Annotated in this window: 30 protein-coding genes and 1 tRNA gene; 12 read left to right on the top strand and 19 right to left on the bottom strand. The window is 62.2% G+C overall.

Annotation, left to right across the window (positions count from 1 at the left end; all coding sequences use genetic code 11):
- Positions 1 to 36: 36 nt before the first annotated feature.
- A complete protein-coding gene (gene hppD, locus ACOOE2_RS06065) occupies positions 37 to 1146 on the bottom strand; it encodes a 4-hydroxyphenylpyruvate dioxygenase (RefSeq protein ID WP_420382125.1) in 1110 nt (369 codons plus the stop codon).
- Positions 1147 to 1276: 130 nt separating this feature from the next.
- Here hppD and ACOOE2_RS06060 point away from each other — a divergent pair, with 130 nt between their 5' ends.
- The 4 genes from ACOOE2_RS06060 (at position 1277) to ACOOE2_RS06045 (ending at position 2676) form a co-directional block, all read left to right on the top strand.
- Positions 1277 to 1753, top strand: a complete 477-nt coding sequence (locus ACOOE2_RS06060) for an Lrp/AsnC family transcriptional regulator (protein WP_420382124.1) — start codon at positions 1277 to 1279, stop codon at positions 1751 to 1753.
- Positions 1750 to 2166, top strand: coding sequence for a cupin domain-containing protein (locus ACOOE2_RS06055; RefSeq protein ID WP_420382123.1), 417 nt, complete (start codon positions 1750 to 1752; stop codon positions 2164 to 2166). The genes ACOOE2_RS06060 and ACOOE2_RS06055 overlap by 4 nt, the downstream gene beginning before the upstream one ends.
- Positions 2167 to 2177: 11 nt before the next feature.
- Positions 2178 to 2306: a hypothetical protein gene (locus ACOOE2_RS06050; RefSeq protein WP_420382122.1), complete on the top strand. Its 129-nt coding sequence runs from the start codon at positions 2178 to 2180 to the stop codon at positions 2304 to 2306.
- A 73-nt stretch (positions 2307 to 2379) separates the two neighbouring features.
- Complete coding sequence (locus ACOOE2_RS06045) at positions 2380 to 2676, top strand: hypothetical protein (RefSeq protein ID WP_420382121.1); 297 nt, start codon at positions 2380 to 2382, stop codon at positions 2674 to 2676.
- Between the two features lie 61 nt (positions 2677 to 2737).
- Here ACOOE2_RS06045 and ACOOE2_RS06040 read toward each other — a convergent pair whose 3' ends face one another.
- Positions 2738 to 2923, bottom strand: coding sequence for a hypothetical protein (locus tag ACOOE2_RS06040; protein WP_420382120.1), 186 nt, complete (start codon positions 2921 to 2923; stop codon positions 2738 to 2740).
- Between the two features lies 1 nt (position 2924).
- The gene (locus tag ACOOE2_RS06035; protein WP_420382119.1) at positions 2925 to 3281 is read right to left on the bottom strand and encodes a DUF6481 family protein; all 357 of its coding nucleotides are present in this window, start codon (positions 3279 to 3281) and stop codon (positions 2925 to 2927) included.
- Positions 3282 to 3500: 219 nt separating this feature from the next.
- On the opposite strand from ACOOE2_RS06035, the gene ACOOE2_RS06030 reads away from it, so the two are divergent.
- A complete protein-coding gene (locus ACOOE2_RS06030; protein WP_420382118.1) occupies positions 3501 to 3668 on the top strand; it encodes a hypothetical protein in 168 nt (55 codons plus the stop codon).
- A 43-nt stretch (positions 3669 to 3711) separates the two neighbouring features.
- Here the strand turns inward: ACOOE2_RS06030 and ACOOE2_RS06025 are convergent, their stop codons facing one another.
- The gene (locus tag ACOOE2_RS06025; protein WP_420382117.1) at positions 3712 to 4158 is read right to left on the bottom strand and encodes a hypothetical protein; all 447 of its coding nucleotides are present in this window, start codon (positions 4156 to 4158) and stop codon (positions 3712 to 3714) included.
- A 44-nt stretch (positions 4159 to 4202) separates the two neighbouring features.
- Positions 4203 to 5225: an oxidoreductase gene (locus ACOOE2_RS06020; protein ID WP_420382116.1), complete on the bottom strand. Its 1023-nt coding sequence runs from the start codon at positions 5223 to 5225 to the stop codon at positions 4203 to 4205.
- Between the two features lie 206 nt (positions 5226 to 5431).
- On the opposite strand from ACOOE2_RS06020, the gene ACOOE2_RS06015 reads away from it, so the two are divergent.
- Together ACOOE2_RS06015 and ACOOE2_RS06010 are read left to right on the top strand one after the other, a co-directional pair.
- A complete protein-coding gene (locus ACOOE2_RS06015) occupies positions 5432 to 6418 on the top strand; it encodes a sterol desaturase family protein (RefSeq protein ID WP_420382115.1) in 987 nt (328 codons plus the stop codon).
- 4 nt (positions 6419 to 6422) lie between these two features.
- Positions 6423 to 7025, top strand: a complete 603-nt coding sequence (locus tag ACOOE2_RS06010; protein WP_420382114.1) for a hypothetical protein — start codon at positions 6423 to 6425, stop codon at positions 7023 to 7025.
- Positions 7026 to 7109: 84 nt separating this feature from the next.
- Here ACOOE2_RS06010 and ACOOE2_RS06005 read toward each other — a convergent pair whose 3' ends face one another.
- A complete protein-coding gene (locus ACOOE2_RS06005; protein ID WP_420382113.1) occupies positions 7110 to 7982 on the bottom strand; it encodes an OmpA family protein in 873 nt (290 codons plus the stop codon).
- Between the two features lie 282 nt (positions 7983 to 8264).
- On the opposite strand from ACOOE2_RS06005, the gene ACOOE2_RS06000 reads away from it, so the two are divergent.
- Positions 8265 to 8768 (top strand): DUF1993 domain-containing protein, encoded by a 504-nt coding sequence (locus ACOOE2_RS06000; RefSeq protein ID WP_420382112.1) that lies wholly within the window; start codon positions 8265 to 8267, stop codon positions 8766 to 8768.
- 4 nt (positions 8769 to 8772) lie between these two features.
- Here the strand turns inward: ACOOE2_RS06000 and ACOOE2_RS05995 are convergent, their stop codons facing one another.
- On the bottom strand, positions 8773 to 9357 hold the full coding sequence (locus ACOOE2_RS05995) for a TetR/AcrR family transcriptional regulator (protein ID WP_420382111.1): 585 nt from the start codon (positions 9355 to 9357) through the stop codon (positions 8773 to 8775).
- Between the two features lie 138 nt (positions 9358 to 9495).
- On the opposite strand from ACOOE2_RS05995, the gene ACOOE2_RS05990 reads away from it, so the two are divergent.
- Complete coding sequence (locus ACOOE2_RS05990) at positions 9496 to 10464, top strand: SDR family NAD(P)-dependent oxidoreductase (RefSeq protein ID WP_420382110.1); 969 nt, start codon at positions 9496 to 9498, stop codon at positions 10462 to 10464.
- Positions 10465 to 10509: 45 nt separating this feature from the next.
- Here ACOOE2_RS05990 and ACOOE2_RS05985 read toward each other — a convergent pair whose 3' ends face one another.
- From ACOOE2_RS05985 to ACOOE2_RS05970, 4 genes are all read right to left on the bottom strand, one after another.
- A complete protein-coding gene (locus ACOOE2_RS05985; RefSeq protein ID WP_420382109.1) occupies positions 10510 to 10887 on the bottom strand; it encodes a response regulator in 378 nt (125 codons plus the stop codon).
- Between the two features lie 38 nt (positions 10888 to 10925).
- Positions 10926 to 13253: a PAS domain S-box protein gene (locus tag ACOOE2_RS05980; protein ID WP_420382108.1), complete on the bottom strand. Its 2328-nt coding sequence runs from the start codon at positions 13251 to 13253 to the stop codon at positions 10926 to 10928.
- Positions 13254 to 13408: 155 nt separating this feature from the next.
- Positions 13409 to 13484, bottom strand: a tRNA-Val gene (locus ACOOE2_RS05975).
- Between the two features lie 101 nt (positions 13485 to 13585).
- Complete coding sequence (locus tag ACOOE2_RS05970) at positions 13586 to 16219, bottom strand: M1 family metallopeptidase (RefSeq protein WP_420382107.1); 2634 nt, start codon at positions 16217 to 16219, stop codon at positions 13586 to 13588.
- A 162-nt stretch (positions 16220 to 16381) separates the two neighbouring features.
- On the opposite strand from ACOOE2_RS05970, the gene ACOOE2_RS05965 reads away from it, so the two are divergent.
- The 3 genes from ACOOE2_RS05965 (at position 16382) to ACOOE2_RS05955 (ending at position 19660) form a co-directional block, all read left to right on the top strand.
- A complete protein-coding gene (locus tag ACOOE2_RS05965) occupies positions 16382 to 17887 on the top strand; it encodes a DUF4403 family protein (RefSeq protein WP_420382106.1) in 1506 nt (501 codons plus the stop codon).
- 98 nt (positions 17888 to 17985) lie between these two features.
- Complete coding sequence (locus ACOOE2_RS05960; protein ID WP_420382105.1) at positions 17986 to 19248, top strand: NRAMP family divalent metal transporter; 1263 nt, start codon at positions 17986 to 17988, stop codon at positions 19246 to 19248.
- Positions 19249 to 19261: 13 nt separating this feature from the next.
- Positions 19262 to 19660, top strand: a complete 399-nt coding sequence (locus tag ACOOE2_RS05955) for a hypothetical protein (protein ID WP_420382104.1) — start codon at positions 19262 to 19264, stop codon at positions 19658 to 19660.
- Positions 19661 to 19722: 62 nt separating this feature from the next.
- Here ACOOE2_RS05955 and ACOOE2_RS05950 read toward each other — a convergent pair whose 3' ends face one another.
- The 8 genes from ACOOE2_RS05950 to ACOOE2_RS05915 all read right to left on the bottom strand — a co-directional run bounded on the left by ACOOE2_RS05950 (position 19723) and on the right by ACOOE2_RS05915 (position 26895).
- Positions 19723 to 21018 (bottom strand): carbohydrate porin, encoded by a 1296-nt coding sequence (locus tag ACOOE2_RS05950; RefSeq protein WP_420382103.1) that lies wholly within the window; start codon positions 21016 to 21018, stop codon positions 19723 to 19725.
- 119 nt (positions 21019 to 21137) lie between these two features.
- Positions 21138 to 21830, bottom strand: coding sequence for a hypothetical protein (locus tag ACOOE2_RS05945; RefSeq protein ID WP_420382102.1), 693 nt, complete (start codon positions 21828 to 21830; stop codon positions 21138 to 21140).
- Positions 21831 to 21843: 13 nt separating this feature from the next.
- Positions 21844 to 22413 (bottom strand): hypothetical protein, encoded by a 570-nt coding sequence (locus ACOOE2_RS05940; protein WP_420382101.1) that lies wholly within the window; start codon positions 22411 to 22413, stop codon positions 21844 to 21846.
- A gap of 117 nt (positions 22414 to 22530) precedes the next feature.
- Positions 22531 to 22854 carry a hypothetical protein gene (locus tag ACOOE2_RS05935; protein ID WP_420382100.1) on the bottom strand — a complete coding sequence of 108 codons (324 nt, stop codon included), beginning with the start codon at positions 22852 to 22854 and terminating at the stop codon, positions 22531 to 22533.
- 237 nt (positions 22855 to 23091) lie between these two features.
- The gene (locus tag ACOOE2_RS05930) at positions 23092 to 23676 is read right to left on the bottom strand and encodes a hypothetical protein (RefSeq protein WP_420382099.1); all 585 of its coding nucleotides are present in this window, start codon (positions 23674 to 23676) and stop codon (positions 23092 to 23094) included.
- 231 nt (positions 23677 to 23907) lie between these two features.
- Positions 23908 to 25848, bottom strand: a complete 1941-nt coding sequence (locus ACOOE2_RS05925) for an ATP-binding protein (protein WP_420382098.1) — start codon at positions 25846 to 25848, stop codon at positions 23908 to 23910.
- Entirely contained in the window at positions 25841 to 26512 is a 672-nt protein-coding gene (locus ACOOE2_RS05920; RefSeq protein WP_420382097.1) for a chemotaxis protein CheX, read from the bottom strand. Before ACOOE2_RS05920 ends, ACOOE2_RS05925 begins: the two co-directional genes overlap by 8 nt.
- Positions 26512 to 26895, bottom strand: coding sequence for a response regulator (locus ACOOE2_RS05915; protein WP_420382096.1), 384 nt, complete (start codon positions 26893 to 26895; stop codon positions 26512 to 26514). Before ACOOE2_RS05915 ends, ACOOE2_RS05920 begins: the two co-directional genes overlap by 1 nt.
- Positions 26896 to 26986 lie beyond the last annotated feature (91 nt).

Below are 26986 nucleotides of genomic sequence, written 5' to 3'. Positions count from 1 at the left end.
CGCATTACCCGTGGAACAGGCACATTCGGCCGGGTTTCAGATTGCCGCAAGCACACCGCGTCGCACCTGGTCGCGCTCCATACTTTCGAACAGCGCAGTAAAATTGCCTTCGCCAAAACCTTCATCGCGCTTGCGCTGGATGAATTCGAAAAACACCGGGCCGATCTGAGCTTCGGAGAAAATCTGCAGCAGCAAGCGCGGATCGCCCGCCGTCGTCGAGCCGTCGAGCAGGATTCCGCGCGACTGCAGATCGGCTACCGGCTCGCCATGCCCGGGCAGGCGTTCATCGAGCATTTCGTAGTACGTGGCGGGCGGCGCAGTCATGAATGGCGTGCCGATGCCTTTCAGATGGTCCCAGCCGCCGATCAGGTCTTCGCATGCAAACGCAATGTGCTGTATGCCTTCGCCATTGTAGGCGCGCAGGAATTCGTCGATCTGGCCACCACCTGCCCCGCCCTCTTCATTCAAGGGGATGCGGATCTTGCCGTCGGGCGCAGTCATCGCCTTGCTGGTCAGGCCGGTGTATTCGCCCTTGATGTCGAAATAGCGGATCTCGCGAAAACCGAACACGCGCTCGTAGAAACCGGCCCAATGCGCCATGCGGCCGCCATAGACGTTATGCGTCAGATGATCGATCGTATGAAATCCGGCGCCCGCCGGCGCGCGATCGACGCCGGGCAGATAGACGAAATCGATATCGTAGATCGACAGGTCGGAGCCCGAAGGCGCGCCGGCATAGCGGTCGATCAGATAGATGATCGACCCGCCGATGCCGCGGATCGCAGGCAGGCGCAGTTCCATCGGGCCGGTGGTGACTTCGACCGGCTCGGCGCCGCGCGCGATCGCGGCGGCATAGGCCTTTGCCGCATCGCGCACACGCCAGCCCATGCCGCAGGCCGATGCGCCGTGTTCGCTCGCAAAATATGCAGCCGGGCTGCGCGGTTCGTAATTGGCGATCAGGTTGATGCCGCCCTGGCGCCATAACTGCACCGCTTTCGAACGGTGGTTGGCGATGTGGGTAAAGCCCATCTGCGCAAACACCGGTTCGAGCGTGCCCCGATCGGGGGCGGAAAATTCGATGAATTCAAACCCGTCGAGGCCGAGCGGATTGTCGAACAGGTCGGTCGATGATGCGTGGTCGGACATGGCGTGCTCCTTGCGGAGAGAGAATACATGCAAAACAACGCATAGTCCGCGCGATGTGCTGCATTGTCGACGGCGATCATGCGTGTGATTTGCGTTTGGACCTGGTTCGGCGCATGATATCTGCATGGATATGACCGACCGGAAAATACTGGCACAGATCCAGGCTGATTCCTCGCTGTCGCACGCGCAGCTTGGTGATCTGGTCCATCTGTCCGCCAGCCAGGTTTCGCGCCGCATCGCGCGGATGCAAGCCGATGGCCCGATCCGCAAACAGGTGGCCCTTCTCGACGAGCAGCACCTGGGCCTGACGGTCGAGGCGTATGTGTCCGTCACGCTGACATCGTATTCGCGCGAGGTCGTCAGCGGGTTTCACGAGCGCGTGAGCGCGCTGCCGCAGGTGCTCGATTGCTGTGCCACGACCGGCGATGCCGACTATCTTTTGCGCATCGTGACGCACAATCTCAAAAGCCTGTCGCACCTGATCAATACCGCCCTGCTTGGTCATGGCGATGTCGCCAATGTGCGATCGAGCATTGCGCTCGACGTGATCAAGCGCACCACGGCCCTGCCACTCGAACAGGTGCCGCTCGAACAGGTGCCGTCATGATTGTGCAGAACGACCGCACCGACCGCGAAAACGTGGTCATGCGCGGGGGGCCGGGCATGGTGTGCGTTCGCCATTTCGGCTTTGACGGCGCAGGCGCGCCGGCACGGTTTCTGATCCTGGAGATTCCCCCCGGCGCCGCCGAAGGCGTGCATGTCCACCGCACCGACGATGCCAACGGCATCGGCGCCTTTGACGAATTCTATTACATCATCGCCGGAAACGGCCTGATGACGCTGGGTCCCGACACATTTGCCGTTGGCCCGGGCGATTATGTGCATGCGCCGCTCGATATGCCGCGCGGGCTGGCCAATGCCTCGCCCGCCCTGCCGCTGAAAGTGCATCTGACTGTGGTGCTGAGGGAACCTGTGCGGCCCGGCGACGTTATTGACAGCAAGGTCGCCAGTTCGCGTTGAAAGGATCTTTCATGAAGACCACCATCCGCCGGGTATTTGCCCTGACCTTGCTGGCAGCCGGTTTCGGCCTGGCCGCTTGCCACGATGGCCATCCGGATCGCGGCGACCACCATCCGCACGACCATTATCAAAACCACTGATGGTGAATTGGTCTAACGGATAGCGGCGCGCCAGGACTCGTCCCGGTTGCGCTCCAATTGCAAGGAACATGTTGTGAAAAAGTCTTTGATTGCAGGCGTTTTGGCGATTTCGACATTGGGCATGACGCTGCCCGACATGGCCGCATCGGCCCAGACCGTTACCGAACATTACCGGTATCATCATCGTCATCGCTCGGGCCATGGCAATTGCCTGCGCTTCAACAAGACGACCGGCAGCGTCGCCGGTGCCGTGGGCGGTGGCCTGCTCGGCCATGCACTGCTGGGCGGAACAGGTGGCCTGCTCGTCGGTGCCGCCGCTGGTGGCCTGGCTGGGCACGAACTGGCGCACAACCGGCGCAAGCGCTGCTGATCGCAGCCATCCCCATCATGCCGGAGGAAATCCGGCATGATGGGGATTTTTACCCTATATTCTAGCGCAGTTTTGCGATGCCCAGCTGATCGAGCTTTGCTCGATCCTTTACTGATTCCTCGCTACGCGTCAGCGCTTTGGCGATCGCCTTGAGCGCCATGCCCTTTTTTGCGAACTGGTGCAGTTTCTGGATCTCGTCCGGGGTCCAGGCTTGCCGGTGACGTTCGAAGGGTTTGGCCTGGCCCAAGTCAGCCCTTCTTGCGCGCTTTGCGCGCAGCGTATTTTGCGTCGCGGATCTGCTTGCGCTCGGCGTCGGTGAGTTCGGGCACCTTGGCGTCTTCGATCGCCTGGGCAATCGCAGCCTCTTCGGCCAGTCGTGCCTCTTCGGCCTCTGCCCTGGCGGCTTCTGCAGCAGCACGTTCCGCCATGCGCTGCGCGGCGCGCTGGGCCTGTGCCAATTCCTTCTGGCGCGCCTTTTCGATGCGATCTGCCACCACCGCCGGGTCTACCGGCGGTTTTGCCTTCAAACGTGCAAGTGCGCTCTCACGGGCCTTTGCGGCAGACGCCACACGATCCTGAAAACCCGGTTCCTTGTATCCTGCCATTGACGTGGTCTAATGTCCCTTTGCAGCCACCACCTGAGTGGCCGTTCTGATGCGACCAGGCTGATTGCATGGTCGCGATGGCGCCGCCTAGCACAAAGTCCGGGCGATGCGAATACCGCCTGACGAGGCTGGCAGATTCAACGATCTCGCGCGCCGCCCGACTGAGGGACGACGCGCGAGAGGATCGATTTTTTCGCAGATTTAAGCGGGCAATTCCGCATGCAATTCCACGAACCGGACAAGCATTTCCCGGTAATGGCGCGCACGTTCAAGATACATCTGACGCTGGTCTGCAACCCTGCCCGCAGCCACCAGGTAACAACGGTCTATCCGCCGCACCAGGCTGTCACGATTGCGTATCTGCCGGTCCCAGACTCTGGTCATTGAGCATCTCCTGCTGTCATGCATATGCACAATTAACTGTGCGGTATCAGTTGGCCTTGGCGCCGTGTGCCGCAGCCACCGCTGCTTCGAACTGCGCCTTGGTCATGTTGATCATCAGGCCGTTGGTACCCATGGCCAGCGAATCGACCTTGAGCGTCGCCTTGCCTGCTGCACTCGATACCACGAACTGCTGATCGCTGACACTGTCAACAGGGCCGATGCTGGCGCCGGTGTTGTCGAAAATCGTGTCACCGGCCTTGGGTGCGATAGCCTGTTGTGCAGGCGCCATCTGGGCTGCCTGTGCCGCAGTGCTTGCGGGCTGCGTTTCCTGCGCGAATGCAACGCATGGGATAGCCGTGAATGCCGCAGAAACAGTCAGCGCGGCGGCGAAAAGTTTTGGGTTTTTCATGACTTTGATCTCCGGTTTGTCCCCCCGGATAATGGAAAGTAGGTCACCCTCGCCTAAGTTCCATGTCGTTGCGGCAAAATCCATCCTGGCTGCGACGAAATGATGAAATTGTTGTAATAATCGCGGAATTACAAGGTCAGCACCTGGCCGGTCCGCGCCGATACAATGGCCAGATCGAGGATCGTCTGCACCATGACGATCTGCTCGGGCGTGTTCGGCGGGGCGCCGCGAGCAAGGCAGGCCTGCGCCAGTTCGGCGTAGAAGGTCTGCTGACAGCCGCGCGGCGCGCGGGTCAGATGCTCGCGGCCGTGTTCATCCCAGTGGCGCAGCGGGTCGGGATCGAAGCCCCATTGCGGCGCATCGGGTGAAAGGCCCGCGACCGATTGCGCCTCCTGCCCATCGGCGCCGGATTTGATCAGTGTTCCGTTCAGGCCATGCGCGACGAAACGCGGCGATCCGCCCGCAACGCACATGCTTGCGTGCAGGATCACGCGCAGATCCGCGTAATGCAGCGTGACATGCGCCCAGTCAGGCGCGCGGCTGCCGGGGCGCAGCGCCGCCAGATCCGCGCCGACGCGCAAGGGAGCGCCGAACAGCACCAGCGCCTGGTCGACCAGATGCGGCCCCAGATCAAACCATATGCCCGAGCCCGGGCCGCCGTCTTCGCGCCAGCGATCGCGCGGGACCGGACGGAACCGGTCGAACCGCGATTCGAAATGCACCACCGGGCCGATTACGCCCGCCTCGATCGCCGCGCGCATGGCCAGGAAATCGCTGTCCCACCGCCGGTTGTGGAACGCGGTGATCACACGGCCGCGCGTTTCGGCCAAAGCGACCAGATCGCGTGCGTCCTGCGGTTTCAGCGCGAACGGTTTTTCGACGACAACGTGTCGCCCGCTTTCCAGCGCGCGCCGTGCCAGATCGACATGGGTGCCGCTGGGCGTGGCGATGACAACGAGGCCGATCGCGGGATCGGCCAGCAGGTCCGCGATATCACCGACAAGCGCAACGCCCGGCGCCGGCGGCGGGGCATCATTGCTGCGCGACACCACCGCGCGCAGGTCGAGCGCCGGGGTCGCGCGGATATAGGGTACATGAAACACCCGGGTCGCCATGCCGTTGCCTACGATGCCGACGCCGATCCGATCCATTCCAACTCCCTTTGCGTAACCCCGCTCGATGTGCCGGGGCAGCATTCGCTTTAGCTGTTTGTTGAAATACGGGCGGCTGATGCGCAACCGGTAAAAAAAGCCGCTGGCATGGTCACTCATCGATTCCAAAAAATTCATATACGTTTGATGGCGTATGCCTTTGCCGAATGTTTCGGGTATTTTCAGAGAGATTTTTTGGGGACGTTATGGACGGGATTCGCGTCGGGAACCGTGTCATCGGCACGCAAGGTCCGGTGACAGTGGGCTGGGAAAACATTCCCAAAGTCCAGGGTGGTCCCGTGAAACGGTTCGTTTTCACGTGGTTTCAGCCGTTTGCGTTGTTTGCGCTGCTGCTGTTCTGGTACTACGCGCCCAATTCCATCGCAAAGACGTCGACCGCCATCGGCATCGGCATCGGGTTCAAGGCGCTGTTGATGGCGCTCGAATGGGTCAATCCGCGCTACGATAGCTGGCGGCTGACATGGAAAGAGCTGGCGACCGACATGTTCTATGTCGGGCTCGGGTATACGCTGTTGCGCATCGTCGATGAATTTATCGGCAGCGATATCGCGATCAAGGCGGCGCAGGCGCATTTTCACTGGGACAAATTTGCCTGGTTCACCGGCATGCCTTTGCTTGTGCAGGCGTTCCTCATCTCGTTCGTGTTCGATTTCGGGCAATACTGGATGCACCGCGGGATGCACAACTGGTACCCGCTGTGGCTGCCGCATTCAGTGCATCACTATATCACGCAGCTGAACGTCAACAAGGGCGCGGTCGGCAATCCGGTCGAGTTGTTCCTGATCGGGCTCGGCGTCGGCGGATTTTTCGATTTCGTGCCGCGCGCATTCCTGCTGGCGGGCACGATCGGGCTGACGATCGGTATCTACCAGCATATCAATGTGCGGTTTGATTCGCCGCGCTGGTGGCGGTTTCTGTTCAACACCACCGAGCATCACAGCCTCCACCATTCGCAGGATTACGAGGCGACACGCAGCAATTATGCGGGATCGTATATCTTTATCGACCGCATGTTCGGCACATGCATCGATGGCGAGGCCGAAATGCTTGGGCTGGAAAACGGGCGGCGCATGTCGATCCGCGAACAGATGACGTATCCGTTCAGCGAAGGCTGGAAAGCACTGCGGCAGCGCCTTGGCGGCTCGCAAGTCACCGCAGTACCAGCCGAATGATCACGTGAACTTGCGGTATATTGATTGGATCTGGCATGTGCGTGGTCAGCTGATGCTGGCGCCGGGGCAATCGAACGCGCAGGCGTTCGACCGGCTGGAACCCCTGTTCGGCCAGGCCGGCACGAGCCATGCGCGCACTGGTGATGCGCTGACCTTTACCAAGACAGCCCAGGCCGCGCAGGACCGGATGTCGGTGTTCGATCGCGGTGTACTGTGGATTGAAAGTGGCATGGCCGGGCCGGTTCTGCGCTACACGCTCGTCAGCCGCGCGTTGTTGTTCTGCTTTCTGGCGCCGTTGCTGTTTCTGGCTTTCGGGCAGCTGGAGATCGGACTGGCCAGGTTCGAAAAACCGCCAGTCGAGACAGCGAAAGGCAAGCCCGACAAGGACGACACGGTGGTTCCACTGAACCCGGTCGACAAGTTCCTGGGTGCGCCAGCGCCGGAAAAGCCGAAAAAGGACGACAAGGATGGGCCGGGGCACAAGAAAAAGGCCTCGCCCACAGCGGCCTACGTGTTTGCAGGGATCTTTGTGGCGCTGTATCTGATCGGGCGCGTTCTCGAGGATCGCCTGGTCAAAAGGCTGTTCTGGCAGTCGCTGAACGCCTAAGGCTTCCCCTTCCTGTGGTGGGGATGGCGCCCGCCCCCGCCCCCGCCCCCGCCCCCTCCCCAAAAAGGGAGGGGGGGAACGACATCATACGCCGTCGACGGCTTTGCTGACCAGGACATTGACCGAGACACGGCGGTTTTGCGCCTTGCCTTCGGGCGTGTCGTTGGGAGCCAGCGGATCGGCCTGGGCCATGCCGGTTGGGGTCAGCATGCGGTACGGTTTCCAGTGGCAGGCCTGTTGCAGGTAGTTGATCACCTTGCTGGCGCGTTTTTCGCTCAGCGTCTGGTTGGTGTCTTCGGACCCGGTTGAATCGGTGTAGCCAACCACCAGGATCAGTGCGTTTTCATTGGTTTCAGCCTGCGCCGCAGCGGTGCACAGGCCGGCCTTGTCATCGGGCGATAGCGTCGCCAGACCCGTGCCGAAGTGGACGTTCGTCGTGCTCTTGATATTGTACTTGTCGATATCGCCAACGCGGCCACGCAGCGCTTCGGTCGCGGCCGACTGTTCGGCAAAGCGCTGATCGGTGCCGTGACGGATCATGTTGGCCATTTTCATGTCGCTGTTGTGCAGATTGATCTGGCTTGCCAGCAGACCGCCGGGATATTGCAGCGTCTTGATCGTGACGGGCAGGCCGTTCAGCAACGAAGCCGGCTCGAGCCTGGCGCTGCCGCCGAGAAAGCCCTTGCTGGCCTTGATATGCGTAGCGTCGCTGATTGCGATCGGCATCTTCGTGCCATCGGCGGTGGTGATCAGAATTTTGTCGCCGGTGTGGGCGGAGATGAAGCCTTTGACTTCGGGCCCGGGGGTCATCTGCGACACATCGGGAAGCGGTTGACCGGTGACGGTAATGTCGCTTGGCGGCGTTCCGGGGGTTTGCGCAGACAGGCTGCCGGCGAACGGCAAAGTGCCCAGGGCAACGAAGGCCAGCATCCCTGACCTTTTGGAAATGACACGCATAATCAACTCCCTTTCAAGGTAGCGATGCGAAAGTGTCAGTCCAATTCTTGCTGGGAGATTAAGGAGGTGAAAGGTGAGCCTCAATCGCGGACAGACGGGACGCGGGATGCGATGAGCCGTGGCGTTGGATGATCGTCATGCCAAGCGAATCGCACACCAATCTGGTTAATGCACCGGTAGCGAGGCGAGACCATACGATCGGACGATTTAGTTGTCCGTGCGGCTGGTATTCCCCCTCGCCGCCCCCAAATGGGCTGATGGAGACCCATGAGGAAAAATCATATGACCAGCCTGTATGCCGTGACCGTGCCCGTGATGGTTCGGGCGTTGAACAATCTCGACCACTTGCTTGCCAAAGCAGCGCAAAGCGGCATCGATGAAGCCGAGCTTGTCGGTGCGCGCCTGATCGGGGACATGCTGCCGCTATCCAAGCAGGTGCAGATCGCATCGGACACCGCACGCGGCATGGCGGTGCGCGTCGGCCAGGCCGAGGCCGTTTCCATGGCGGACGACGAAACGACGATCGCCGAATTGCGCGCGCGCGTTGCCAAAACGATTGCCTATCTGGAAGGGGTTGCGCCCGCCGGTTTTGAAAACCGCGACGATGCCGAAGTGATTCTGAAACTGCCCAACACCGAAATGAAATTCACGGGCCTGAGCTTCGTGACCGATTTTGCGCTGCCCAATTTCTTCTTTCATGTGAGCATCGCCTATGCGCTGTTGCGCATGAAGGGCGTGGCGCTTGGCAAGATGGATTTCCTGGCAGGCAACGCCGCGCCAACTTAGCCGGTCAGGTCGAAGCGCGCAGGCCGGCGATGAGAATATCGACCAGCTTGCGTGCGTTCGGCTGCCAGTTCCGCCCCGACGAAGCGACAGCAGCGATCGCCCGCAGGATTTCCATCGGCTCGATATCCAGATTGATGTCGCCGTGGCTGACTGCGTTGCCGGTGAGCATGGCGATCGAGGTCTGCACTTGTGCGCCCGACGCCGCATAGAGCGCAGCAGGACCGCCAGGAAGCGCGGTCAGCGCAGTCGCCATCACGTGTTTGGTGCCCATGGTATCGACAAACAGCAACATCCAAGCGCGCAGCGCCGCAATCGGCGGCAGCGTTTCGGCCAGATGAGCGGCCGCGGCTGCCAACTGGTCCATCTCGTTGCGATACACCGCCTCGATCAGCGCATCGCGATTGGGGAAATGGCGGTATAGCGTGCCCGAGCCCACGCCGGCAGCGCGCGCGATCTCGTCCATGCTGGCATCGATGCCTTTTTCCGCAAAAACCGCCTTGGCTGTATCGAGCAGCCGCACTTGGTTGCGCAACGCATCGGCGCGCGGTTTGCGCAACGGCGCTTGATCGGGGGTATTTACGGCGGCCACCCGGCGAACCCTCTTGATAAGTGGAGAGTATCCCCGTATATAAACGGAGACGCTCCCCTGTTACACCATCATCGATCGATCTGGCAAGCCTGCCGATCGGCGCGGGAGAGTCGTGCCTTCTTGTGCAGGAGCCCTGACATGACTCAAGTGTTCGATCAATATTCCACGACTGACGAGGTTCTTGCCGGGGTTTCGCTTGCCGGCCAGCGTGTGCTGGTCACCGGCGTTTCGGCAGGACTGGGCGTGGAAACCGCGCGCGTGTTGGCAGCGCACGGCGCGCAAGTCGTGGGAACTGCGCGCGATCTGGCCAAGGCGCAGGGCGCAACACACGCGGTCCGCGACCAGGCACGCGACGGTGGATCGCTGGAACTCGTAGAGCTCGATCTTGCCTCGCTTGTCAGCGTGCGCAAATGCGCCGACGCGCTGGTCGCGGACGGCCGGCAATTCGACGTGATCATTGCCAATGCCGGGGTCATGGCAACGCCTATGGGACATACCGCAGATGGCTTCGAGACGCAGTTCGGGACGAACCACCTGGGTCATTTCGTGTTCGTCAATCGCATGGCGTCGTTGCTGAAAGCTGGTGGCCGGCTGGTCAACCTGTCATCGTCGGGCCATCGCTATTCGGACGTAGACCTGATCGATCCCGGTTTTGATCAAACCGAATATGATCCGTTCGTTGCCTATGGCCGCTCGAAAACGGCCAATATCCTTTTCGCCGTTGAATTCGACCGCAGGCACAAATCGCGCGGCGTCCGGGCGACCGCGGTCCATCCGGGCGGCATTCAGACTGAGCTTGGGCGGCATCTTGGCGCGGACGGGCTCGACAATACGCTCGCCAGCATCAACGCCGATCTGGCGGCCGAAGGCAAACCTGCGTTCGAATGGAAGACCGTTGCGCAAGGCGCAGCGACATCGGTCTGGGCTGCATTCGTGGCCCCGGGCGAGGACATCGGCGCGCGTTATTGCGAAAATGGCCATGTCTCGCACGTGTCCGACGGGATGATCGGGCCGATCAGCGAAGGCGTGCGCTCGTATGCGCTCGATCCCGAGAACGCGAAGGCGCTATGGGCCAAAAGCGAGGACATGGTCGGCGAACAGTTCTGACGCTTTGCGGCTCGCCTGGTGGCGTACGTCGCCAGGCGAGCCGGATCAGTGGGCAAGGCGATGCAGCGCCGCCTCGACTGCGTGCAAGTCATAGGGTTTGGCAAAAAAGACATGTCCGGGGCCGAGATCGAGGTCCTGTGCCTTGCAATGGCCCGATGTCAGGATGATCCGCACCGGAGGCCACCGATCACGCACGGCGCGCGCGAGTTTGAGCCCGTCCATCGATCCGGGCATCTGGATGTCGGTAAACAGGATCCGGATATCCGCGCGCAGCTCGAAAATGGCGATCGCGGCGTCGGCATCTGCTGCCTCGATCGCTTCGAAACCGGCCTCTTCGACCACATCGATCGCCATCATCCGCAGCAGCGGTTCATCGTCGACAACGAGCACGACAGGGCGTGGCAGGGACGGGGACACGACCATTATTGGTGTTCCGATGCGATCAGGCGCAGCATGGGCACTCAGTCCTGCTGCAATGATGAGAGTGGAGCGCTAAATTCGGCGATCAGGCCGGTCTGTGCATACGCGATGGCGGCCTTGCCGGTACCAACCAGGCCCATGCGGATAAGTCGCGAACCGAAACCCTTGCGTTCCGGCTCGTGCACCACCGGCCCTCCAGTTTCGATCCAGTCGAGGCGCAGCACCGTATCCCCGGGCGATGTTTCGACGCGCCAGCACACCGTGACCGCCCCGCCGGACTGCGACAGGGCGCCATATTTGGCGGCATTGGTGGCAAGCTCGTTCAGCAGCACCGAGACCGACAGGCCGGCGCGCGGCGACAGTTCGATCGGGGGGCCGTCGATCCTGATCTGGTCCTCATGCGCATGCAGCGCCAGCACTCCGTGTGCAACCTGATCGAGGCGCGCGGACAGCCAGTTCGCCTGAAGCAGAATATCATGCGCTGTGCTCAGGGCCAGGATGCGCGAGGTCAGCGCTTCGACCGCATCGCGCTCGGTCACATTTTTCAGCGTTTGCGAGGCGATCGCCTGAACCATGGCGAGCGTGTTCTTGAGCCGGTGACTGAGTTCCTGGTTGAGGAACGACTGCTCCGCTTCGGCCTGCGCCTTGGCAATGGCGGCATACGTGCGATCGGCGACGTTTCGCGCAAAATCCGTTTCCGGCGCCGTCCATTCGCGCGGTTCGCACACATGAACGAAGAGCACCCCGGTCAGTTCACCGCGCCGCAACAGCGGAACCATGATCTGCGCGCGGGTTCCCATCGCGCGATAGGCGGGCAGATCGTCGGCCAATGCCGGCACCAGTTCGATATCATCAATAGTCAGGATGCTGCCGCCGGCCAGCGCCTGTACTGTCGCATCCAGCCGTTTAAGGTCATGCGTGCCGACAAGCGTGGCGATACCGTCGGCCGCCCAGGCATGTTCGACCACGAACACGCCTCTTGCGCGATCGATCAGCGCATACCCTGCCCTTGCGCCGTACAATGTCTGCCCCAGAACCACCGATGCGATCGTGATCACATCGCTGATGCCGCTTGCCTCGCGCAGGCGGTCACCCAGTTCGAGCAGCGCCGAAACCTTTCGCTCGGCGCGTTTGCGTTGCGTGATGTCCTGCACCGTGCCGATCATCCTGACCGGTTTGCCGGTCTCGTCCAGGACGAATTCGGCATGGCGGCCGATCCAGCGCATCGTGCCGTCATTGTGGCGAAGGATGCGGTATTCGACATCCTTTGGGGCGCTGGCATCCGATCGCGAGGCGGTGTTCGATTGCAGATGGCGGTCTTCGGGCAGGACCAGGGTTTCGAGTACTGTCGTGTCACGGCAATCGTCCGGTTCGACGCCGAACACCGTGCACATTTCCGGGGTGACAGTCATCGCGCCGGTCAGCAGATCCACTTCGAACGTGCCGATCTGCCCGGCCTTCTGGCTGGCGCGCAGACGCGCCTCGCTGGCCTCGAGCATGTCGGCATTGTGTTTTTCCTGCGTGCGATCGCGCAGGATCTTGACGTAGCCAAGCAGCTGATCACCATCTTTCTTCAGCGGCATCATTTCGCCACTTGCCCAGAACCGCTCTCCGCTCTTGCGCAAGTGCCAGCGTTCGTCCGCGCCGCGGCCCCGCTTGACGGCATCGATCATTTCGCGCTGGATGGCGCCTGACAACCGGTCTTCGGGGATGAAGAAGCGGTCGGCCGATTGGCCAAGCATTTCGCCCTCGCTCCAGCCCAGTATCCGTTCCGCCCCGATATTCCACGCGGTGATGCTGCCGCGCAAATCGGTGGCGATGATGGCATAGTCGGTGGCGCTTTCGACGATGGCACTGTGCAGTGCCTCGGTTTCATCGCGCATTTTCAGCATCAGGCGCAGATCGAGCTGTGCCATGACCTGGGTTGCCAGAACCTTCAGCGTCTTGCGCTGGAGCGGGCTGAGTTCGCGCGGCCGGGTATCGAGAACGCACAAGGTGCCGATCGGCAATCCGGCTCCGGTCTTGAGCAGCGCACCGGCATAGAACCGCAGGCCCGGGTCGCTGGTCACCAGCGGATTGCAATCGAAACGGGGGTCTTGCGTCGCGTCGGGAACGACGAGAAAATCGTCTTCAAGGATGGCGGTTGCGCAAAACGAAGTTTCGAGCGGCGTCTCGCGCACGCCCAGCCCGACTTCCGCCTTGAAAAACTGACGTCCCGCGCCGATCAGATTGACGACGGCAATCGGGGTCTGGCAAATCTCGGATGCGAGTTGGACGACGTCGTCAAAGACCTGTTCGGGTGGCGTGTCGAGAATTTGATAGCTGGCCAGCGCCGCCAGGCGCCGGCTTTCGCGATCACTCTGTGCCATGCCGGTCATAAGCGACGCATTGTCCTTGTTCCCGCTGTCCGACGATGTCTGGCAGGCCCCCGCCTGTGGTAATTCGGTCAGGCCAACTGTTGCAGCGTTGTCGCATGGTCCCGGAGCAAAGCAAGGCCACAAATCGTGACGCCCGGGATTTGTGGTGGTGGGCGATGACGGGCTCGAACCGCCGACCCTCTCGGTGTAAACGAGATGCTCTACCAACTGAGCTAATCGCCCGGGATACCGGAACCTGGGCGTTTACAGGGTTTTTGGAGGGCGTCAACCGGGTGGTTTTGGAGCCCCGGATCGATGGCGTATAGCTCAGGCGAAACGCTGGCCTATCGGTTTGTCGGGTCCTGGTGCGCGGCGGCTCTGATCCGGACGGTCAGCTCGAGTTCGTCGCGGGCAGTCAGGACCTTGCGGCGGATGTCGATCGGCAGGGTCTGGCGCTCGGTGAGGAAGGTGTCGACGGTGGCCAGTGCGCTGGCGCTGGTCTGGCCACCGATAAACGCCTCGATCCAGGTGGGCAGGAAGAAGATGCGACGGTTGGTTCTGATCCACGTCAGCCGATCGAGCGCGGGGCGGAGGAACGGTTCGGTCAAGGCGGCTTGTTCGGGGGAATTGAACGGCTCCAGGCTGTCGCTGGCCCAGGCTTCATTGAGTGTGGCGTCATCAAAATAGCGCGCGAAATAGGCGGCTTTCACGGCGGCGTCGGGGGTTGCGGCGCGAGCGACAAAGGCGTCTCTGGTGGCTTCGCTCGACGGGTCGCGGGTGCGTTCGGCAACGAAAAGCACGGCGGCGTCGGGGGCCGCGATGGCGATCAGGCGGCGGATGATGGCCCAGCGTGTTGGCTGGCGGACCGGGGCATCGACGAATGGTGCGCCGGTCAGGATCATGCGCAGCCGGTTCAACGCGGCGGGCTGGCGCGCGGTGACGATCAGCTGGTCAAGTGCGGCTTTGCGCAGGCCATAGCCGAGGTGCGTATCGTCCATGCGCGCGATCAGCGCGGCTTCCCAGCGGGGCTGGATGGCCGCGGACGCCGCGCCGGGCAGATAGAGTTGCAGCGCGGTTGCGCCCCGCGCCAGTATGGTGCGCGAGATCTGTTCGTCGGTTTCGCGCGCGAGCGTGTCCAGCAGGACCGACAGGTAGCGCGCGGGGGCAAAAGCCAGGTCGCGCACTTTGTCCCACAGCGCGCCCCACAGCATCGCACGGAGCAGCGGGTCTGTGACGCTGCCAAGATGCGCCGCGATCCATTCGGTCGTGGCGTCATCGGGCATGAACAGGCCATAGCCCTGGTCGTCATCGTTGGCCCAGACGAAAGCGGGTGCCGGCAGGCCGGCGACGCCGGGCACCACCGCCTCTGCCCCGCCGAACGACACGGTTTCGATAACGTCGCGGCCGTTGTCGAAGTGGAGGCGGACCCGGACTTTCATCGGCCAGGTGCCGCCCGCATCATTCGGCAATGCGCGTGCCGGTCGCTGGGTCAGCCGCAGGCTTTCGATGCGACCTTCTTTCAGCGTCAGGTGCGTGTCGATGCGCGGCAGGCCCGCGCGCAGCATGTATTGCGCGCCGAATGCGCCCAGATCGACATGTGCGGCTTCGGCGACGGCGCCCAGGAGGTCCTGCCAGGTGGCGTTGGCATAGGCGTGGCGCGTCAGGAACAGGTGGAGGCCGTTCCGGAAGCCGTCCTCGCCGACGTAGAACGCCAGCTGTTTGATGACGGCCGGCGCCTTGTTGTAGACGATCGGGCCATAATTGCTTTTGGCGGCATCGAGATTGTCGAGCGGTTGCCACAGCGCTTGCGTGCCGCTGCTGGCATCGGCGCGGTAGGCGCGGGTCTTGATCGACAGTGCGAAAGTCGTCCAGGCGTTGCTGGCGGGTTGAAGGTCGGCCTGGACGCGCGCGGCCATATAGGTGGCAAAGCCCTCCTTCAGCCACAGATCGTCGAACCAGCGCATCGTGACCAGATCACCGAACCATTGGTGGCTGATTTCGTGGTAGATCGTCTGATCCCGGCCGAGGCGTTGCGGCAGCGTGGGCGGTTCCCGAAAAACGAAGCGATCCTCATTGTAGAACACCGCCCCGACGTGTTCCATGCCGCCGAACGGGAATGCGGGAGCAAGCAGGATGTCGAGCTTGGCAAACGGAAACGGCACGCCAAACCAGGTTGCGAGCCAGTCGAGTGCGGCGCGGTTGGTGGCGATTTGCGTTTCAGCGTCGACTTCGGCTTTGCGCGACGCGCGGGCGTAGAGCGTGATCGGATGCCCGCCTGTGGGGGCAGATGGCCAGGTCGCCCAGGGGCCGGCGGCGAAGGCGGCGAGATACGTGGATATCGGGGCGGTTTCGGCGAAGTGCCAATGCGTTGCGGCGCCGGCGGGTTCGCAAGCTTCGAGCGCGCCATTGGTCAGCACGGTCCAGTCTTTGGGCGCGGTGATCTGCCAGCGGATGCGCGCCTTCAGGTCGGGCTGGTCGAAACAGGGGAACAGCAGATTGGCGTCGGACGGGACAAGCAGTGTGTAGAGATAGGTTTGCTGATCCTTGTCATCGTGAAAGCGGATGATCGCGGCATCGGCGGCAGCGATCGGCGTGGTGAAGCGCGCGCTGATCGTGTTTGCGCCGCTTTTAAGGTGGCGTTGGGGCAAGATGAGGTGGCCGTCGCGGTTGCCGGTTACGGGTTGGCCGTTGACAGAGAGATCGGCAAGCGTGGGGCCGCGAAAGTCGAGCACGAGGTCGCCGCTGTCGGAGGTGCGATCGAACGTGATCGTGACGGCGCCCGCGGCATGGTCGGAGGCCGTGACGTCGAGCATCAACGCATAGTGCAGATTGGCAATTTGGGTGGCGCGGCGGCGTGCCAGGGTGCGTGCGATGCCCGCGGCTTCCGGCGCGGAGGCGGGTGCGGCCTGCGGCAGGGTCAGCGCGGGCAGCAGCAGGCTGGCGCGAATGATATCGCGGCGTTCGACGGTGTGCGACATGTTCGGCCTCCTGCGGCTATCATGCGCATTTTCATTGGCTGGGCAATCGCGCGCGCGGAAAAGACGCCGCCTCGGCAGACGTTTGCAGCCTGCGTAATTCTGCGGATTGGAACCGAATAGTGCTTCGTTGGTTTCTGGCAGGTGGGCACGCGATCTTTCACATTGCCGAAATGGGCAACGTTGGTCGGCGGACTGGGCATTTTCATTGCGCTCACAATTGCGCTGCTGATCAACGGGCTGGTGCATTATGCCAAATCCGGCCCGCCGCCGCGAGCAACCCAGAATGTGACGCCCGAGACGTCGAGTTCGCGGATCGATATTCCGGTGTTTGCCAATCTGGCGCAGCTGGAAGCGTTGCTCGATCATGAGATACCGACCGAATTGTGGAAGATCGACATGCCCGGCGCGACATGTGCCGGGCCCAGGCATGTCAGCGTTTTCGGCAAGGACCTGGCGATTACGCCCAAAGTGAAATGCCATATCGTCGGTTCGGCCATGCGCGGACCGATCGTGCTGCATGGCCAGGGACGCTTTATCAATGCCGATGTGCCGATCCTGGCGCATGTCGAGGCGAACAACATTGCCGGAATGGTCAGCGCGCATGCCGATGGCAAGGCGATGGCGCATGCGCGCATCACAATCGCGATCGCGCCGGACTGGAAACCGAGCGGCACTGTCGCGCTGAGTTACGACTGGACCACGCCGCCCGCGATCATGCTGCTGGGACAGCGCATCGAATTTACCAGCAAGGCCGACGAGCGGTTGAAACCGATCATTGCCGGGCTGGAGCGCAAATTGCCGCAGGCACTGGCCGGGCTCGATCTGCGCGGGCAGATCGACACGCTGTGGCGGCAGGGCTTTGCCGTGGTAAAATTGAACGATCGCGATCCGCAAGTGTGGATGCGGATCGTGCCGCAAAGCCTGTCGTATGGCGGATATTCGATCGTGGGGAACCGCATGCAGATCCGGCTGGGGTTGGATGCCCTGACCCAGGCGGAAGTTGGCCCCAGCCCTGCAAGGCCAGTGCCGACGCCCGTACCCGACATGACCACGGCGCCGGCGGCGGATGGCAGGGTAACGATGTTTGTGCCGGTGGTGGCTGACTATGCCGAACTGGTGCCGGTGATCGCGCGCGCACTGGGCCGGCGATCGGCGCGGCCGTTCAATTTGCCCGGGATCGGCGCTGTCGATGCCCGGTTTTCCAACATCGAGGTGTTTGGCGCGTCGGAAGGGCGAATTGCGGTGGGCGCGGATATCAGCGCCAAGACGCGTTACAGCCTGGTGCCGGCGATCAGCGGACGGATCTGGTTTGCGGGAAAGCCGCACAATACGCCGGGCAGCCAGGTCATTCATTTCGGTGATCTGAGCGTATCGAGCGCAGGGCGCAGCAGGCGCACCAGCCTGCTTGTCGCTGTTGCCAGCAATCCCGGATTTTCGGACGCGATCGCCGATGTGCTGACCCAGAATTTCACGCATGATTTCGACAGTCTGCAGACCAAGATCGCGCGGGCGATCGCCAATCGCCAGCTGGGACATCTGCACGTCGATGCCAGGCTGGACAGCGTGCGCAACGATCAGCTGTCGGCCTATGCGAACGGCCTGTATATGCCGGTTACGCTGACGGGGCGTGCAAGTGTGAGTTATGAGTCCACGCCGTCTGCGCCATAGGCGCAGCGGGTGCAGGGTGAAAATGGCCGATGCACCCGCCCAAATACAGTGTAGACAGATCTGATAACGGCGGGAGCAGGTCGAATGGGGCGGTCAGCATGAAACAGGGCGTTCGCACGCGCGCCATTGCACTGACCCGGCAGCTTGGCCCCGGATTGATCACCGGTGCGGCCGATGACGACCCCAGCGGGATCGCGACGTATTCGCAGGCGGGCGCCCAGGCCGGCTATGGCCTGCTGTGGACGATGGTGCTCACCTATCCGCTGATGTGCGCGATCCAGCTGGTCAGTGCATATATCGGCCGGGTGACGGGCGTTGGCCTGGCGGCCAACATGGCAAAGATTTTTCCGCGCTTTGTCGTCACCATCCTGGTCGTGTTGTTGTTTGTGGCCAACACCATCAATATCGGCGCCGATCTGGCAGTGATGGGCGCGGTTGCGGGCAGCGTGATCCCGATCAATGCGCATGTGCTGACGATCGGGTTCGCGCTGGTGTCGTTGCTGTTGCAGCTGTTTATTCCCTATCGGCGGTATGCGACTTTTCTGAAATGGCTGACGCTGGTGCTGCTCGCGTATTTTGCGGTGCTGCTGTTTGTGCATATCGATGGGCGAGCAGTGCTGACCGGACTGGTGGTGCCGCATATCGGGAGCAAGGCGATGATCACGACGATCGTCGCGGTGTTCGGCACGACGATCAGCCCGTACCTGTTTTTCTGGCAGACCGCGCAGGAAGTCGAAGAGGTCAACAACAATCCGCTGGCCGAGCCGCTGGTCGATCAGCCGTGGCAGGCACGGCGCGAATTCCGCCGGATCTGGTTCGATACGCTGTCGGGCATGGGGTTTTCGACGGTGGTGGCGATCGCGATCATCATTGCCGCGGCAGCGACATTGCATGCGCGCGGCATTACCGATGTGCAGTCCGCCCAGCAGGCCGCGCAAGCGCTGGAGCCGGTGGCGGGCAGGTTTGCCTTTCTGCTGTTTTCATTCGGGGTGATCGGCACCGGGATGCTGGCGATACCGGTGCTGGCGGGGTCGGCGGCGTATGGCATCGGCGATTCGCGCGGGTGGGAATCCGGGCTGGAATACAAGGTGCGCGATGCGCCGGCGTTTTACAGCGTGATTGCGGCAGCCACGCTGCTGGGCATCGTGATGGACTGGTCGCGGCTCGATCCGATCAAGGCGCTGTTCTGGAGCGCGGTCATCAATGGCGTGGTTGCGGTGCCGATGATGCTGGCGATGATGATCGTGGTGAGCCGGCACAGCCGCATGGGCAAATTCACTGCGCCGCGTATAATGACCGTGCTGGGCTGGGCCGCAACCGCGATCATGGCGATTGCGGCGTTGGCGATGTTTATTTTCTGAACGGGAGCGGATGATGCGGGCAAGATTGCTGATCGCGAGCGCGCTGGTGGTGACACAACTGGTGCCGGGTGCGGGGTATGCCCAGACGATTCCGATGCTGGTCATCCGCGATTCGGCCGCTCTGAAAGTCAGCGATGCGCATTTGCGGTATGAGGGTGGCACGCTGAAATTGAGCGGGCGGATCTGTCGGCGCGCATACTGGTTCGGGATGCAGCCGACAGAGCTCGATATCGACCGGGTTGCGGCCGATGGCAGCCGGGCCGAGCATGCCGATGCGTATCTGCCGCGGCTGAGCCTGCGGATCGATCAGTCCTGCGGGCAGTGGCAGACGCAGTTCAAAGGGCCGATTGCGACCGGTGACCGGATTTTGCTGTGCGTGCCGCGGCCGCATTCGCATTGCAAGATCGATTGAGAGATTCTGGCGCTGGTGCGGGCGCGTCAATGCTCGCGTCGGCACGCCCACGCGGATATAACTCAGGGGGCTTTTACGCCCAGTTTGCCGAACAGGCTTTTGGTCAGGGTCAAGCTGAAACGGATGCCTATGACAAAGGCGGTGGGTATTGCCGGATCACCATTGGGGTGAATGACCATTTGGGCGTCGGGCTGGATCGCCAGCCAGTCCTTTGCGTTGTATTTGTAAGTCAGTTCGAACGCGGTTTCGGCCAGTTGCTGGTCCGGAGCGGGGATCGGCAGCGGGATGGGTTGTTCGACCAGAGCGCGATTGATGCTGAGGCCGATCTGGTCACCGGCGCGCTTTGCGATGGGGCCAGTGAAGACAAGGCCCGCGCCGATGTAGCCCGAAATACGCTGGATAACGGGATCGCCGGTGCCCAGGCGCGCCCATGCGCTCAGCCCGCGTTCGCCGTCATCACCCAGATGCGTGATCGTGCCCTCGACCAGGCCGAAGGCGCCACGTTGGGGGCGGAACGGGATCGGATTGCCTGCCGCGTCGGCGCTGTGCTGCGCGCCGAACAGACTGGTGTAGGTCCATGCGCCGCCCACCAGGCGAACGCCGCCGGGCAGGGTCTTTTCGACCTGGGCGATGAATAGCGCGCCATCGAGGCCCGACACACGTATGGCAAAGACGCCGGGATGATACGGCGTGCCCGAAGTGCCGTCGAACAGGCCCGCCCGCACGATCGTGCTTTGGCCGATCCGGGCGAACCCGCTGATCGCCAGCGCCGTGGTGGGAAAGATCGATGGACCATTGAGGCCGCTGTGACCAAGCTCCGCGCCCGTGCCATCGGAGCTGTTGATGAACAGCGAGGCGACCTGTTGCGTATCGAAATCGGCGTTGAGATCGGTCAGGCCTGCCTTCCAGCCGAATTTGCCGCCGCCGTACTGATGCGCGATCCACACCTCGTAGATGCGCAGCGCATTAGACGCCTCGATATTATCGATAACCTGGATGTCGCCGATATTGTTTGCGCTGATGTGCCCCCCACCGGCAAATTGCATGCTGGCAAGCGCAGACAGGCCTTCGTGGCCATCGCTGGACCCGTCGTAGCTGGCGCTGACCGCGGCTTTGGTCAGGATCTTGCTGCCAGGGTGGACGCCGCCGGCGACCAGGCTCATCGAATCGAGAACAGCGACACCGGTGATCGAGACCGGGCCGACTGTTGCGGCAGGCGGCGGGTTGGATGCGGCCGGCGGGGCGGCCGGTGCGTCGGCCGGGGATGCGGCGGGCGCCGTTTGGGCTTGCGCAATGGCCGAGCATAGCGCGAACGCGGGACCGGCGGCGGCCAGTAGCCACACCCGGGGCGGGATCATCGGTTTGGTTATTCTTCGGTGCATCGTGTGAAACGTGTGCACTTTATTTTCGTGAAAGCATACCGGCACAGCAAAGCCGCCGGGTGATACCCGGCGGCTTTGCTGATACTGGAGTTTGGTTATTGAGCGCCCGCAGGAGCGACTGTCGTGGTTGTCGTTACTTTGGTGGTATGATGCGCGACCGCCGTGTGCTTCACGACATGGTGCGTGCGATGGACCACATGCTTTGCCACAGGCTTGGTCGTGCGCACGGTATCACTGTCACGCGTGGTGACGGTCGTGCTGACGACGGCAGGCGTAGGCGCCGGTGGAGGCGTAGCAGCGGCCGCAGCGGCGGCGGCACGCGCTTCGGCAGCCTGCGCAGCCGATGCCTGGGCGGCCTGTTCGGCGCTGGCGGCGCGCTCGTTGGCAGCGGCCGCCTGTTGCTGCGCGTCGGCGGCCTGGTTCTGCGCCATGTTGGCCTGTGCGTGCGCGGCCTCGATCCGCTGCGTGGCCTGCGCCGATTGGCGGTGCTGCGTGATGCCGATCGCTTCATCGGCGAGCGCCGAGGCGTGGATAGCCGCTGCGATCGAGTCTTCTTTCTTGCCTGCGGCCAGGTCTTCCTTTGCAGCGGCAAGCGCTTCGCGAGCATGAGCCAGGCGATCGGTAGCGGCGGTGCCGGCGCCGGCGGAAGCCGCGGCGTCGATCTTGCCGCTGGCCGCGGCGATCGCTTCACGTGCGCGATCGGCCTTTCCTTCGGCCATGGCGGTCGTGCTGAGTGAAAGGGCAAGAGCCGACGACAAGGCGATGGAGATGAGCGTACGATTTTTCATGGTGGTGATCCTTTCAATGGGTTTCGTGCGTGGTCACCGTCGTGCTGATGACGGCTGCCTGGGGGGCTGCCTGCGGCGCGGAAGGCGTGGCGGCGGCGGCCGACGCGGCGGCGCGGGCATCGGCGGCTTGGGCAGCGGACGCCTGGGCAGACTGGGCGGCGCTCGCAGCACGCTCGTTGGCGGCAGCGGCCTGCGCCTGCGCATCGGCAGCCTGACCTTGCGCCATGTTTGTCTGGGCGCGAGCGGCCTCGATCTGCTGCGCGGTCTGCGCCGCCTTGGCGTGCTGGGTCATGCCGATCGCTTCATCCGCCAAAGCCGACGCGTGATTGGCGGCTTCAATCGATTCTTCCTTCTTGCCCGCCGCAAGATCTTCGCGCGCTGTCGCCAGCGCTTCGCGCGCATGTGCAAGGCGGTCGGTGGCCGCTGTGCCAGCACCGGCGGACGCTGCAGCGTCGATCTTGCCGCTGGCAGCGGCTATGGCTTCCCGTGCGCGATCGGCTTTGCCGGCCGCCATGGCCGGCGCACCGCAAGCGAGCGCCAGCATTGACGCGAGCACGGCGGAAGCGAAAATCTGTCGTTTCATCGGTTTACTCCTGAAAGTGGGTAGGACCCGCCGGCTTTCACAGTCGCGCATCTCGCGGGGAACCGCCTAGCGGGTTTAAACAGGCACCTGCTGGCGCGAACAATGCCATGCCTTGAATTAACGGCAGAGCCCGGTGGTAATCGTTTCAGATGGCGATCCGTCATGGCGCGCGAAAAGGACCGACCGGGATTTTGGAGCGTGCGCATCGTCAAGGTCTGCTTCGGCCATGTCTGGGCGACAGGCGACGCGCAGATCGGATGCGGGAGCAAGACGTGCCGCCGATACCGGATCATTGGCGATCAAATTCTGGACAGCGACAGATGGCATGATTGGACCCTGTTGCGGTATTAGATGCGAATTCGCGATGTAGCGATCGGCAAGGCTCGGCGTTGCACTGACGAGGACACTCCAGGCCAAGCCAAAGGCCATGATGGCGCGCACTGCCTTTCTCCCATCCAAACTTGTTACGGGAATAACACATACACCACAGACAAGTTCCGGATTATGCACCGGCATAATTATTTATGTTCGAAATTACGCCGTGATTGTTGTATTTTAACCAAAATTAGATTGTGCAAAATAAGCGTTTGGTATGAGTTTTCGTTTACTGCACCAGAATGAAAAACGCGCGCAAAGACCTGTGTCTTTGCGCGCGTTTTATCTTGCATTATTGATAATTCAGGGGTGGCGATCCCGCAAGCGACCCCCGATGACAGCGGAAACAGACGCGATGAACGCGCCGGTCACCATTGCCACTGACGTGAATATCGCGGTGGCAGCCGCAGCCTTGCGCATTGCCTCGACCGTTGCGTCGTTCATCTCGGCCACCGGCATTGCGCCGGGTGAGGAAAATACCGTCGCCACGGCCGCAAGGCCGCCGACGATCACTGTCGCGATCGCCCAGGTGAGCAGGCCGTGAGCGGTATCGCGGAAAAACACCTCATCGGTGTGCAGGCTGGCCCAGCGCACGCGCAATCGGCCGGCGATATAGCCGCCCAACGCGAACGAAATCCATTGCGTGATGATCAGCCAGATGCCGGCCGCAATGCGAAACGTTGTCACATTCGATTGCGTATCCGCCATCGACGCGCTGGCAGACAGACCGAGACCTGCCCCGAGTGTGAACAGCACGAGCCAGACCGCGATGGCAGTGGTTCCACCGGCCAGGATGGCGGCCCACGATACCGCTGATCCTGTGGATTCGATCTGCGTGCCCGCCGGATAGAGATCCGGATCGAGCGTGTGATGTGTGGAGGGCAACATGATTACCTCCAGAACAATGCAAGCAGGATGATGATCGGGAGAGGAATCCCCAGCAACCACAAAAGTATACCCTTGCCCATGATCCATTCCCGTTCGGTTGTGCGCCGCAGTCAGATTACCGTGGCCTGTAAGACAACAAACCGGTTACCGCGGCGTTTGTTCCGCGAACCGTTGCGGTTCGTTACAGGGGTGTATCGCAAGAAAGGCCGACCGCACCGGAAAGGCAGCGTGTCATGCGCGGATGGCTAAGGCGTCGTGGAGCGACCGGGAGAGTTGGGCCTGGTTGAAGGGTTTGTCGAGTTTGACCAGGCCTGTTTGCGAGTTTTGAGGAATTTCGCCGTAGCCGGAGACAATGAGCACGGGGAGGCCGGGGCGACGTTCGCGCGCTTTGGCCACGAGTTGCAGGCCGGTCATGTTGGGCATGGCCTGGTCGGTAATGATCAGGTCGATATCGGGGTGCTTGTCGAGCAGCGCCAGTGCTTCCTTTCCTGACAGGGCCTCCACGACCTGGTGGCCGAGATCCTGCAGGAATTCGGTGGTGTTCATCAGGATAAGGGCGTCGTCGTCGACGGCCAGGATTTTCAGCGGGCCGATCGTCGTGTCAGGCTGGCTGACACGCGTGGCCGCAACCGGCACCGATGCCTGATCATCGGCGACGGGCAACCATAACGTGGCCGACGTGCCCTGCCCCGGCGTGCTGCGCAGCGTGAAGGTGCCGTTCATCTGCTTGGCCAGGCCATCGACCATCGACAAGCCGAGGCCCGTGCCCTTGCCCACGCCCTTTGTCGTGAAAAACGGTTCGGTTGCACGTTGCAGCGTTTCGGCATCCATCCCCTCGCCCTCGTCATGGACCGAGATGCGGATATATTCGCCGCCGGCAAGATCGACGATGTCGCCGGCCATGACCTGGCAGCGGTCGGTCGTGACGCGGATGGTGCCGCCGTCGGCCATTGCATCGCGCGCGTTGACCGTCAGGTTGATGATCGCCATTTCGACCTGGTTTGCATCGGCGACGACCGAGGGAAAACCGCCGGGCAGATCGAACGCCAGAGTCCAGGCCGGGCCAAGCGTATGGCGCAGCAGATGCGTCATGCCGCCGATCAGGCCGGCGACATCGACGGGTTCGGATTTCAGGTCCTGCTTGCGCGCAAACGCGAGCATGCGTTGAGTCAGTCCCGCACCGCGTTCGGTCGCCTGCTGCGCGTTGTCGATCAGGCGGTTGTATTGCGGATCGTTGGGCAGGCGTTTTTTCAAAAGCTCCAGGCTGCTGGAAATGGCCATTAGCAGATTGTTGAAATCATGGGCAATTCCGCCGGTCAACTGGCCGATCGATTCCATTTTTTGCGCCTGGCGCAAGGCATCGACCGCACGGTGGCGGATAACCAGTTCGGACTGCACGCGGCTTTCGAGCGTTTCGTTCAGTTCGCGCAGCGCGGCTTCGGTTTCCTGCGCATCGGTGACGTCATAGATGACCCCGATCAGGCGGAAGCCCGAGCCTTCACGCAGGATTTCGCCGCGCCGGGCGATCCAGCGCGATGCACCATCGTCGTTGCGCGTGATGCGGAAAATCGCGTCGATTGTTTCGGGGACCACGCCATGGCGCGAATCCGGCAGCAGCAGCGGCTGGCCCGGTTGCAGGGTGCTGTTGATCGTCTGGACCGGCAAGCTGAGCGCGGGATGGAGCCCGAGCAGGCGGCAGAATTCGTGCGAGATGGTCGCCGTGGCGAAACCGTCGACATATTCGAATGTGCCGATGCCGCCGGCGGTCTGCGCGATGCGCAGACGCTCCTCGGTTTTCTTGCGATCGGTAACATCGACCAGCACGCCGGTGAATTTCTGCGGTACGTCATCGTCGTTGATATGGGCGCGGCCGCGTGCGTGGACCCAGATCGTTACGTTTTGCGGCGTAACGAGCCGAAACTCCTTGGAAAACAGTTCGGCTCCAGACAGGATTCCGGCGACTGCGATGCGGATGCGCGAGCGGTCTTCAGGGTGGATCGCGCGAAAGAACGTTTCAGCCGGCACGCCGGTTTGTCCCGCTACACGATCGATGCCGTACAAGTCGGCAAAGCCGTCATCGGTATAAAGCCTGCCTGACGCAATGTCCCATTCCCACAGGCCACTGGCGCCGGTTGGGGCGCGCAGGGCCTGGATGGGGTGTGATTCAGGCACCGGCCAGGCCCTGCTCCCTGGCTGGCGCACTGTCGTCACCGATGATCCTGGCGATGAATTCGGCGAGCAGATCGCGCACCATGACGAGCGAGGGCATATCCATCATCATTGCGATATAACCGCGAATGTCGCGGGTCCTGACGGCGAAATCGATGTAGAGAAACAGCACCAGGCCATCGATCGCCGTATCGTCATGCACTTCGAACAGGACATTGCCGGTACCACGCAGGATTTGCGGGATCGTCATGGTCATCGAACGCTGCAGCATGTTGGCCATTGTCGCAAGGCACGAGTTAAGGATCACATTGCCGGTTTCGGCCAGCGCTTCATGCTCTATGTCGATCATCTCTTCGAGGCTGAGCGTGCCACCGGTGACTGCACGGACGAGTTCCAGGCTCTTTTCCTCGGGAAAAATCAGCATGGCGCGACCCGAAAACGGTCCGCTGAAATCCTGGCGCACTGCGATAAGTTCGCTGATTTCGCGTTCGCTGATCAAGCGCGCGGCGCGGCGTTGCGTGACGATGTCGATCGAAGGGACCGACAGATGAACCTGATCGCCGATCATCTTGCGCAAATTCGATGCCGCGCGGTTCACCCCGATATTGATGATCTCGGTCAGAGCATCGTGTTCGAGTTCACCAAGAATTTCGACATCTTTGGACATCAGGCGGGCTTTGCTCTCAAGCGAAGTGCGGCGCCGGCGATAAAGCCTTCGAGACTCTCGACCGTGATCGGCTTTGCGACAAATGCCGCGCCGATCTGCCGGGCGCGAGAAACGATTTCATCCTGGATGTTTGCAGTCAGGATCGCGATCGGCATGTTCGGTCGGGAAACGCGCAGTTCACTGGCAAGTTCCAGGCCGTCCTTGTCCGGCATGTTGAAATCGATCAGTGCGACGTCGGCTGTCGCGGTCTTGAGCAATTCCAGCGCTTCGGCGCTGCCGCTGGCTTCGATCTTGTGCCAGTCGGGTTGCAGGGTGGCGAGCGCCTTTGTCACGACGAAGCGCGCCAGTCTGCTGTCATCCACGATAAGTACAGTAACAGGCATGGGTTTCTCCAGGTGGCGGTGCGTCCACCAGCAATTCGCCGCACCAACAATAGCGGGGACCTGTATGCGAGCATGACTCGCCCACCGAGCC

Origin of the sequence: Novosphingobium sp., from assembly GCF_965214355.1 — a bacterium.
Taxonomy (GTDB): domain Bacteria; phylum Pseudomonadota; class Alphaproteobacteria; order Sphingomonadales; family Sphingomonadaceae; genus Novosphingobium.
This window is presented reverse-complemented; position numbering and strand designations above follow the sequence as displayed.

What these genes read in the sequence shown, in the direction of transcription:
- hppD (WP_420382125.1), bottom strand. Translation starts at nt 1,146, where the DNA reads ATGTCCGACCACGCATCATCGACCGACCTGTTCGACAATCCGCTCGGC.
- ACOOE2_RS06060 (WP_420382124.1), top strand. Translation starts at nt 1,277, where the DNA reads ATGACCGACCGGAAAATACTGGCACAGATCCAGGCTGATTCCTCGCTG.
- ACOOE2_RS06055 (WP_420382123.1), top strand. Translation starts at nt 1,750, where the DNA reads ATGATTGTGCAGAACGACCGCACCGACCGCGAAAACGTGGTCATGCGC.
- ACOOE2_RS06050 (WP_420382122.1), top strand. Translation starts at nt 2,178, where the DNA reads ATGAAGACCACCATCCGCCGGGTATTTGCCCTGACCTTGCTGGCAGCC.
- ACOOE2_RS06035 (WP_420382119.1), bottom strand. Translation starts at nt 3,281, where the DNA reads ATGGCAGGATACAAGGAACCGGGTTTTCAGGATCGTGTGGCGTCTGCC.
- ACOOE2_RS06030 (WP_420382118.1), top strand. Translation starts at nt 3,501, where the DNA reads ATGCAATTCCACGAACCGGACAAGCATTTCCCGGTAATGGCGCGCACG.
- ACOOE2_RS06025 (WP_420382117.1), bottom strand. Translation starts at nt 4,158, where the DNA reads ATGGATTTTGCCGCAACGACATGGAACTTAGGCGAGGGTGACCTACTT.
- ACOOE2_RS06020 (WP_420382116.1), bottom strand. Translation starts at nt 5,225, where the DNA reads ATGGATCGGATCGGCGTCGGCATCGTAGGCAACGGCATGGCGACCCGG.
- ACOOE2_RS06015 (WP_420382115.1), top strand. Translation starts at nt 5,432, where the DNA reads ATGGACGGGATTCGCGTCGGGAACCGTGTCATCGGCACGCAAGGTCCG.
- ACOOE2_RS06005 (WP_420382113.1), bottom strand. Translation starts at nt 7,982, where the DNA reads ATGCGTGTCATTTCCAAAAGGTCAGGGATGCTGGCCTTCGTTGCCCTG.
- ACOOE2_RS06000 (WP_420382112.1), top strand. Translation starts at nt 8,265, where the DNA reads ATGACCAGCCTGTATGCCGTGACCGTGCCCGTGATGGTTCGGGCGTTG.
- ACOOE2_RS05990 (WP_420382110.1), top strand. Translation starts at nt 9,496, where the DNA reads ATGACTCAAGTGTTCGATCAATATTCCACGACTGACGAGGTTCTTGCC.
- ACOOE2_RS05985 (WP_420382109.1), bottom strand. Translation starts at nt 10,887, where the DNA reads ATGGTCGTGTCCCCGTCCCTGCCACGCCCTGTCGTGCTCGTTGTCGAC.
- ACOOE2_RS05980 (WP_420382108.1), bottom strand. Translation starts at nt 13,253, where the DNA reads ATGGCACAGAGTGATCGCGAAAGCCGGCGCCTGGCGGCGCTGGCCAGC.
- ACOOE2_RS05970 (WP_420382107.1), bottom strand. Translation starts at nt 16,219, where the DNA reads ATGTCGCACACCGTCGAACGCCGCGATATCATTCGCGCCAGCCTGCTG.
- ACOOE2_RS05960 (WP_420382105.1), top strand. Translation starts at nt 17,986, where the DNA reads ATGAAACAGGGCGTTCGCACGCGCGCCATTGCACTGACCCGGCAGCTT.
- ACOOE2_RS05955 (WP_420382104.1), top strand. Translation starts at nt 19,262, where the DNA reads ATGCGGGCAAGATTGCTGATCGCGAGCGCGCTGGTGGTGACACAACTG.
- ACOOE2_RS05950 (WP_420382103.1), bottom strand. Translation starts at nt 21,018, where the DNA reads ATGATCCCGCCCCGGGTGTGGCTACTGGCCGCCGCCGGTCCCGCGTTC.
- ACOOE2_RS05945 (WP_420382102.1), bottom strand. Translation starts at nt 21,830, where the DNA reads ATGAAAAATCGTACGCTCATCTCCATCGCCTTGTCGTCGGCTCTTGCC.
- ACOOE2_RS05940 (WP_420382101.1), bottom strand. Translation starts at nt 22,413, where the DNA reads ATGAAACGACAGATTTTCGCTTCCGCCGTGCTCGCGTCAATGCTGGCG.
- ACOOE2_RS05930 (WP_420382099.1), bottom strand. Translation starts at nt 23,676, where the DNA reads ATGTTGCCCTCCACACATCACACGCTCGATCCGGATCTCTATCCGGCG.
- ACOOE2_RS05920 (WP_420382097.1), bottom strand. Translation starts at nt 26,512, where the DNA reads ATGTCCAAAGATGTCGAAATTCTTGGTGAACTCGAACACGATGCTCTG.
- ACOOE2_RS05915 (WP_420382096.1), bottom strand. Translation starts at nt 26,895, where the DNA reads ATGCCTGTTACTGTACTTATCGTGGATGACAGCAGACTGGCGCGCTTC.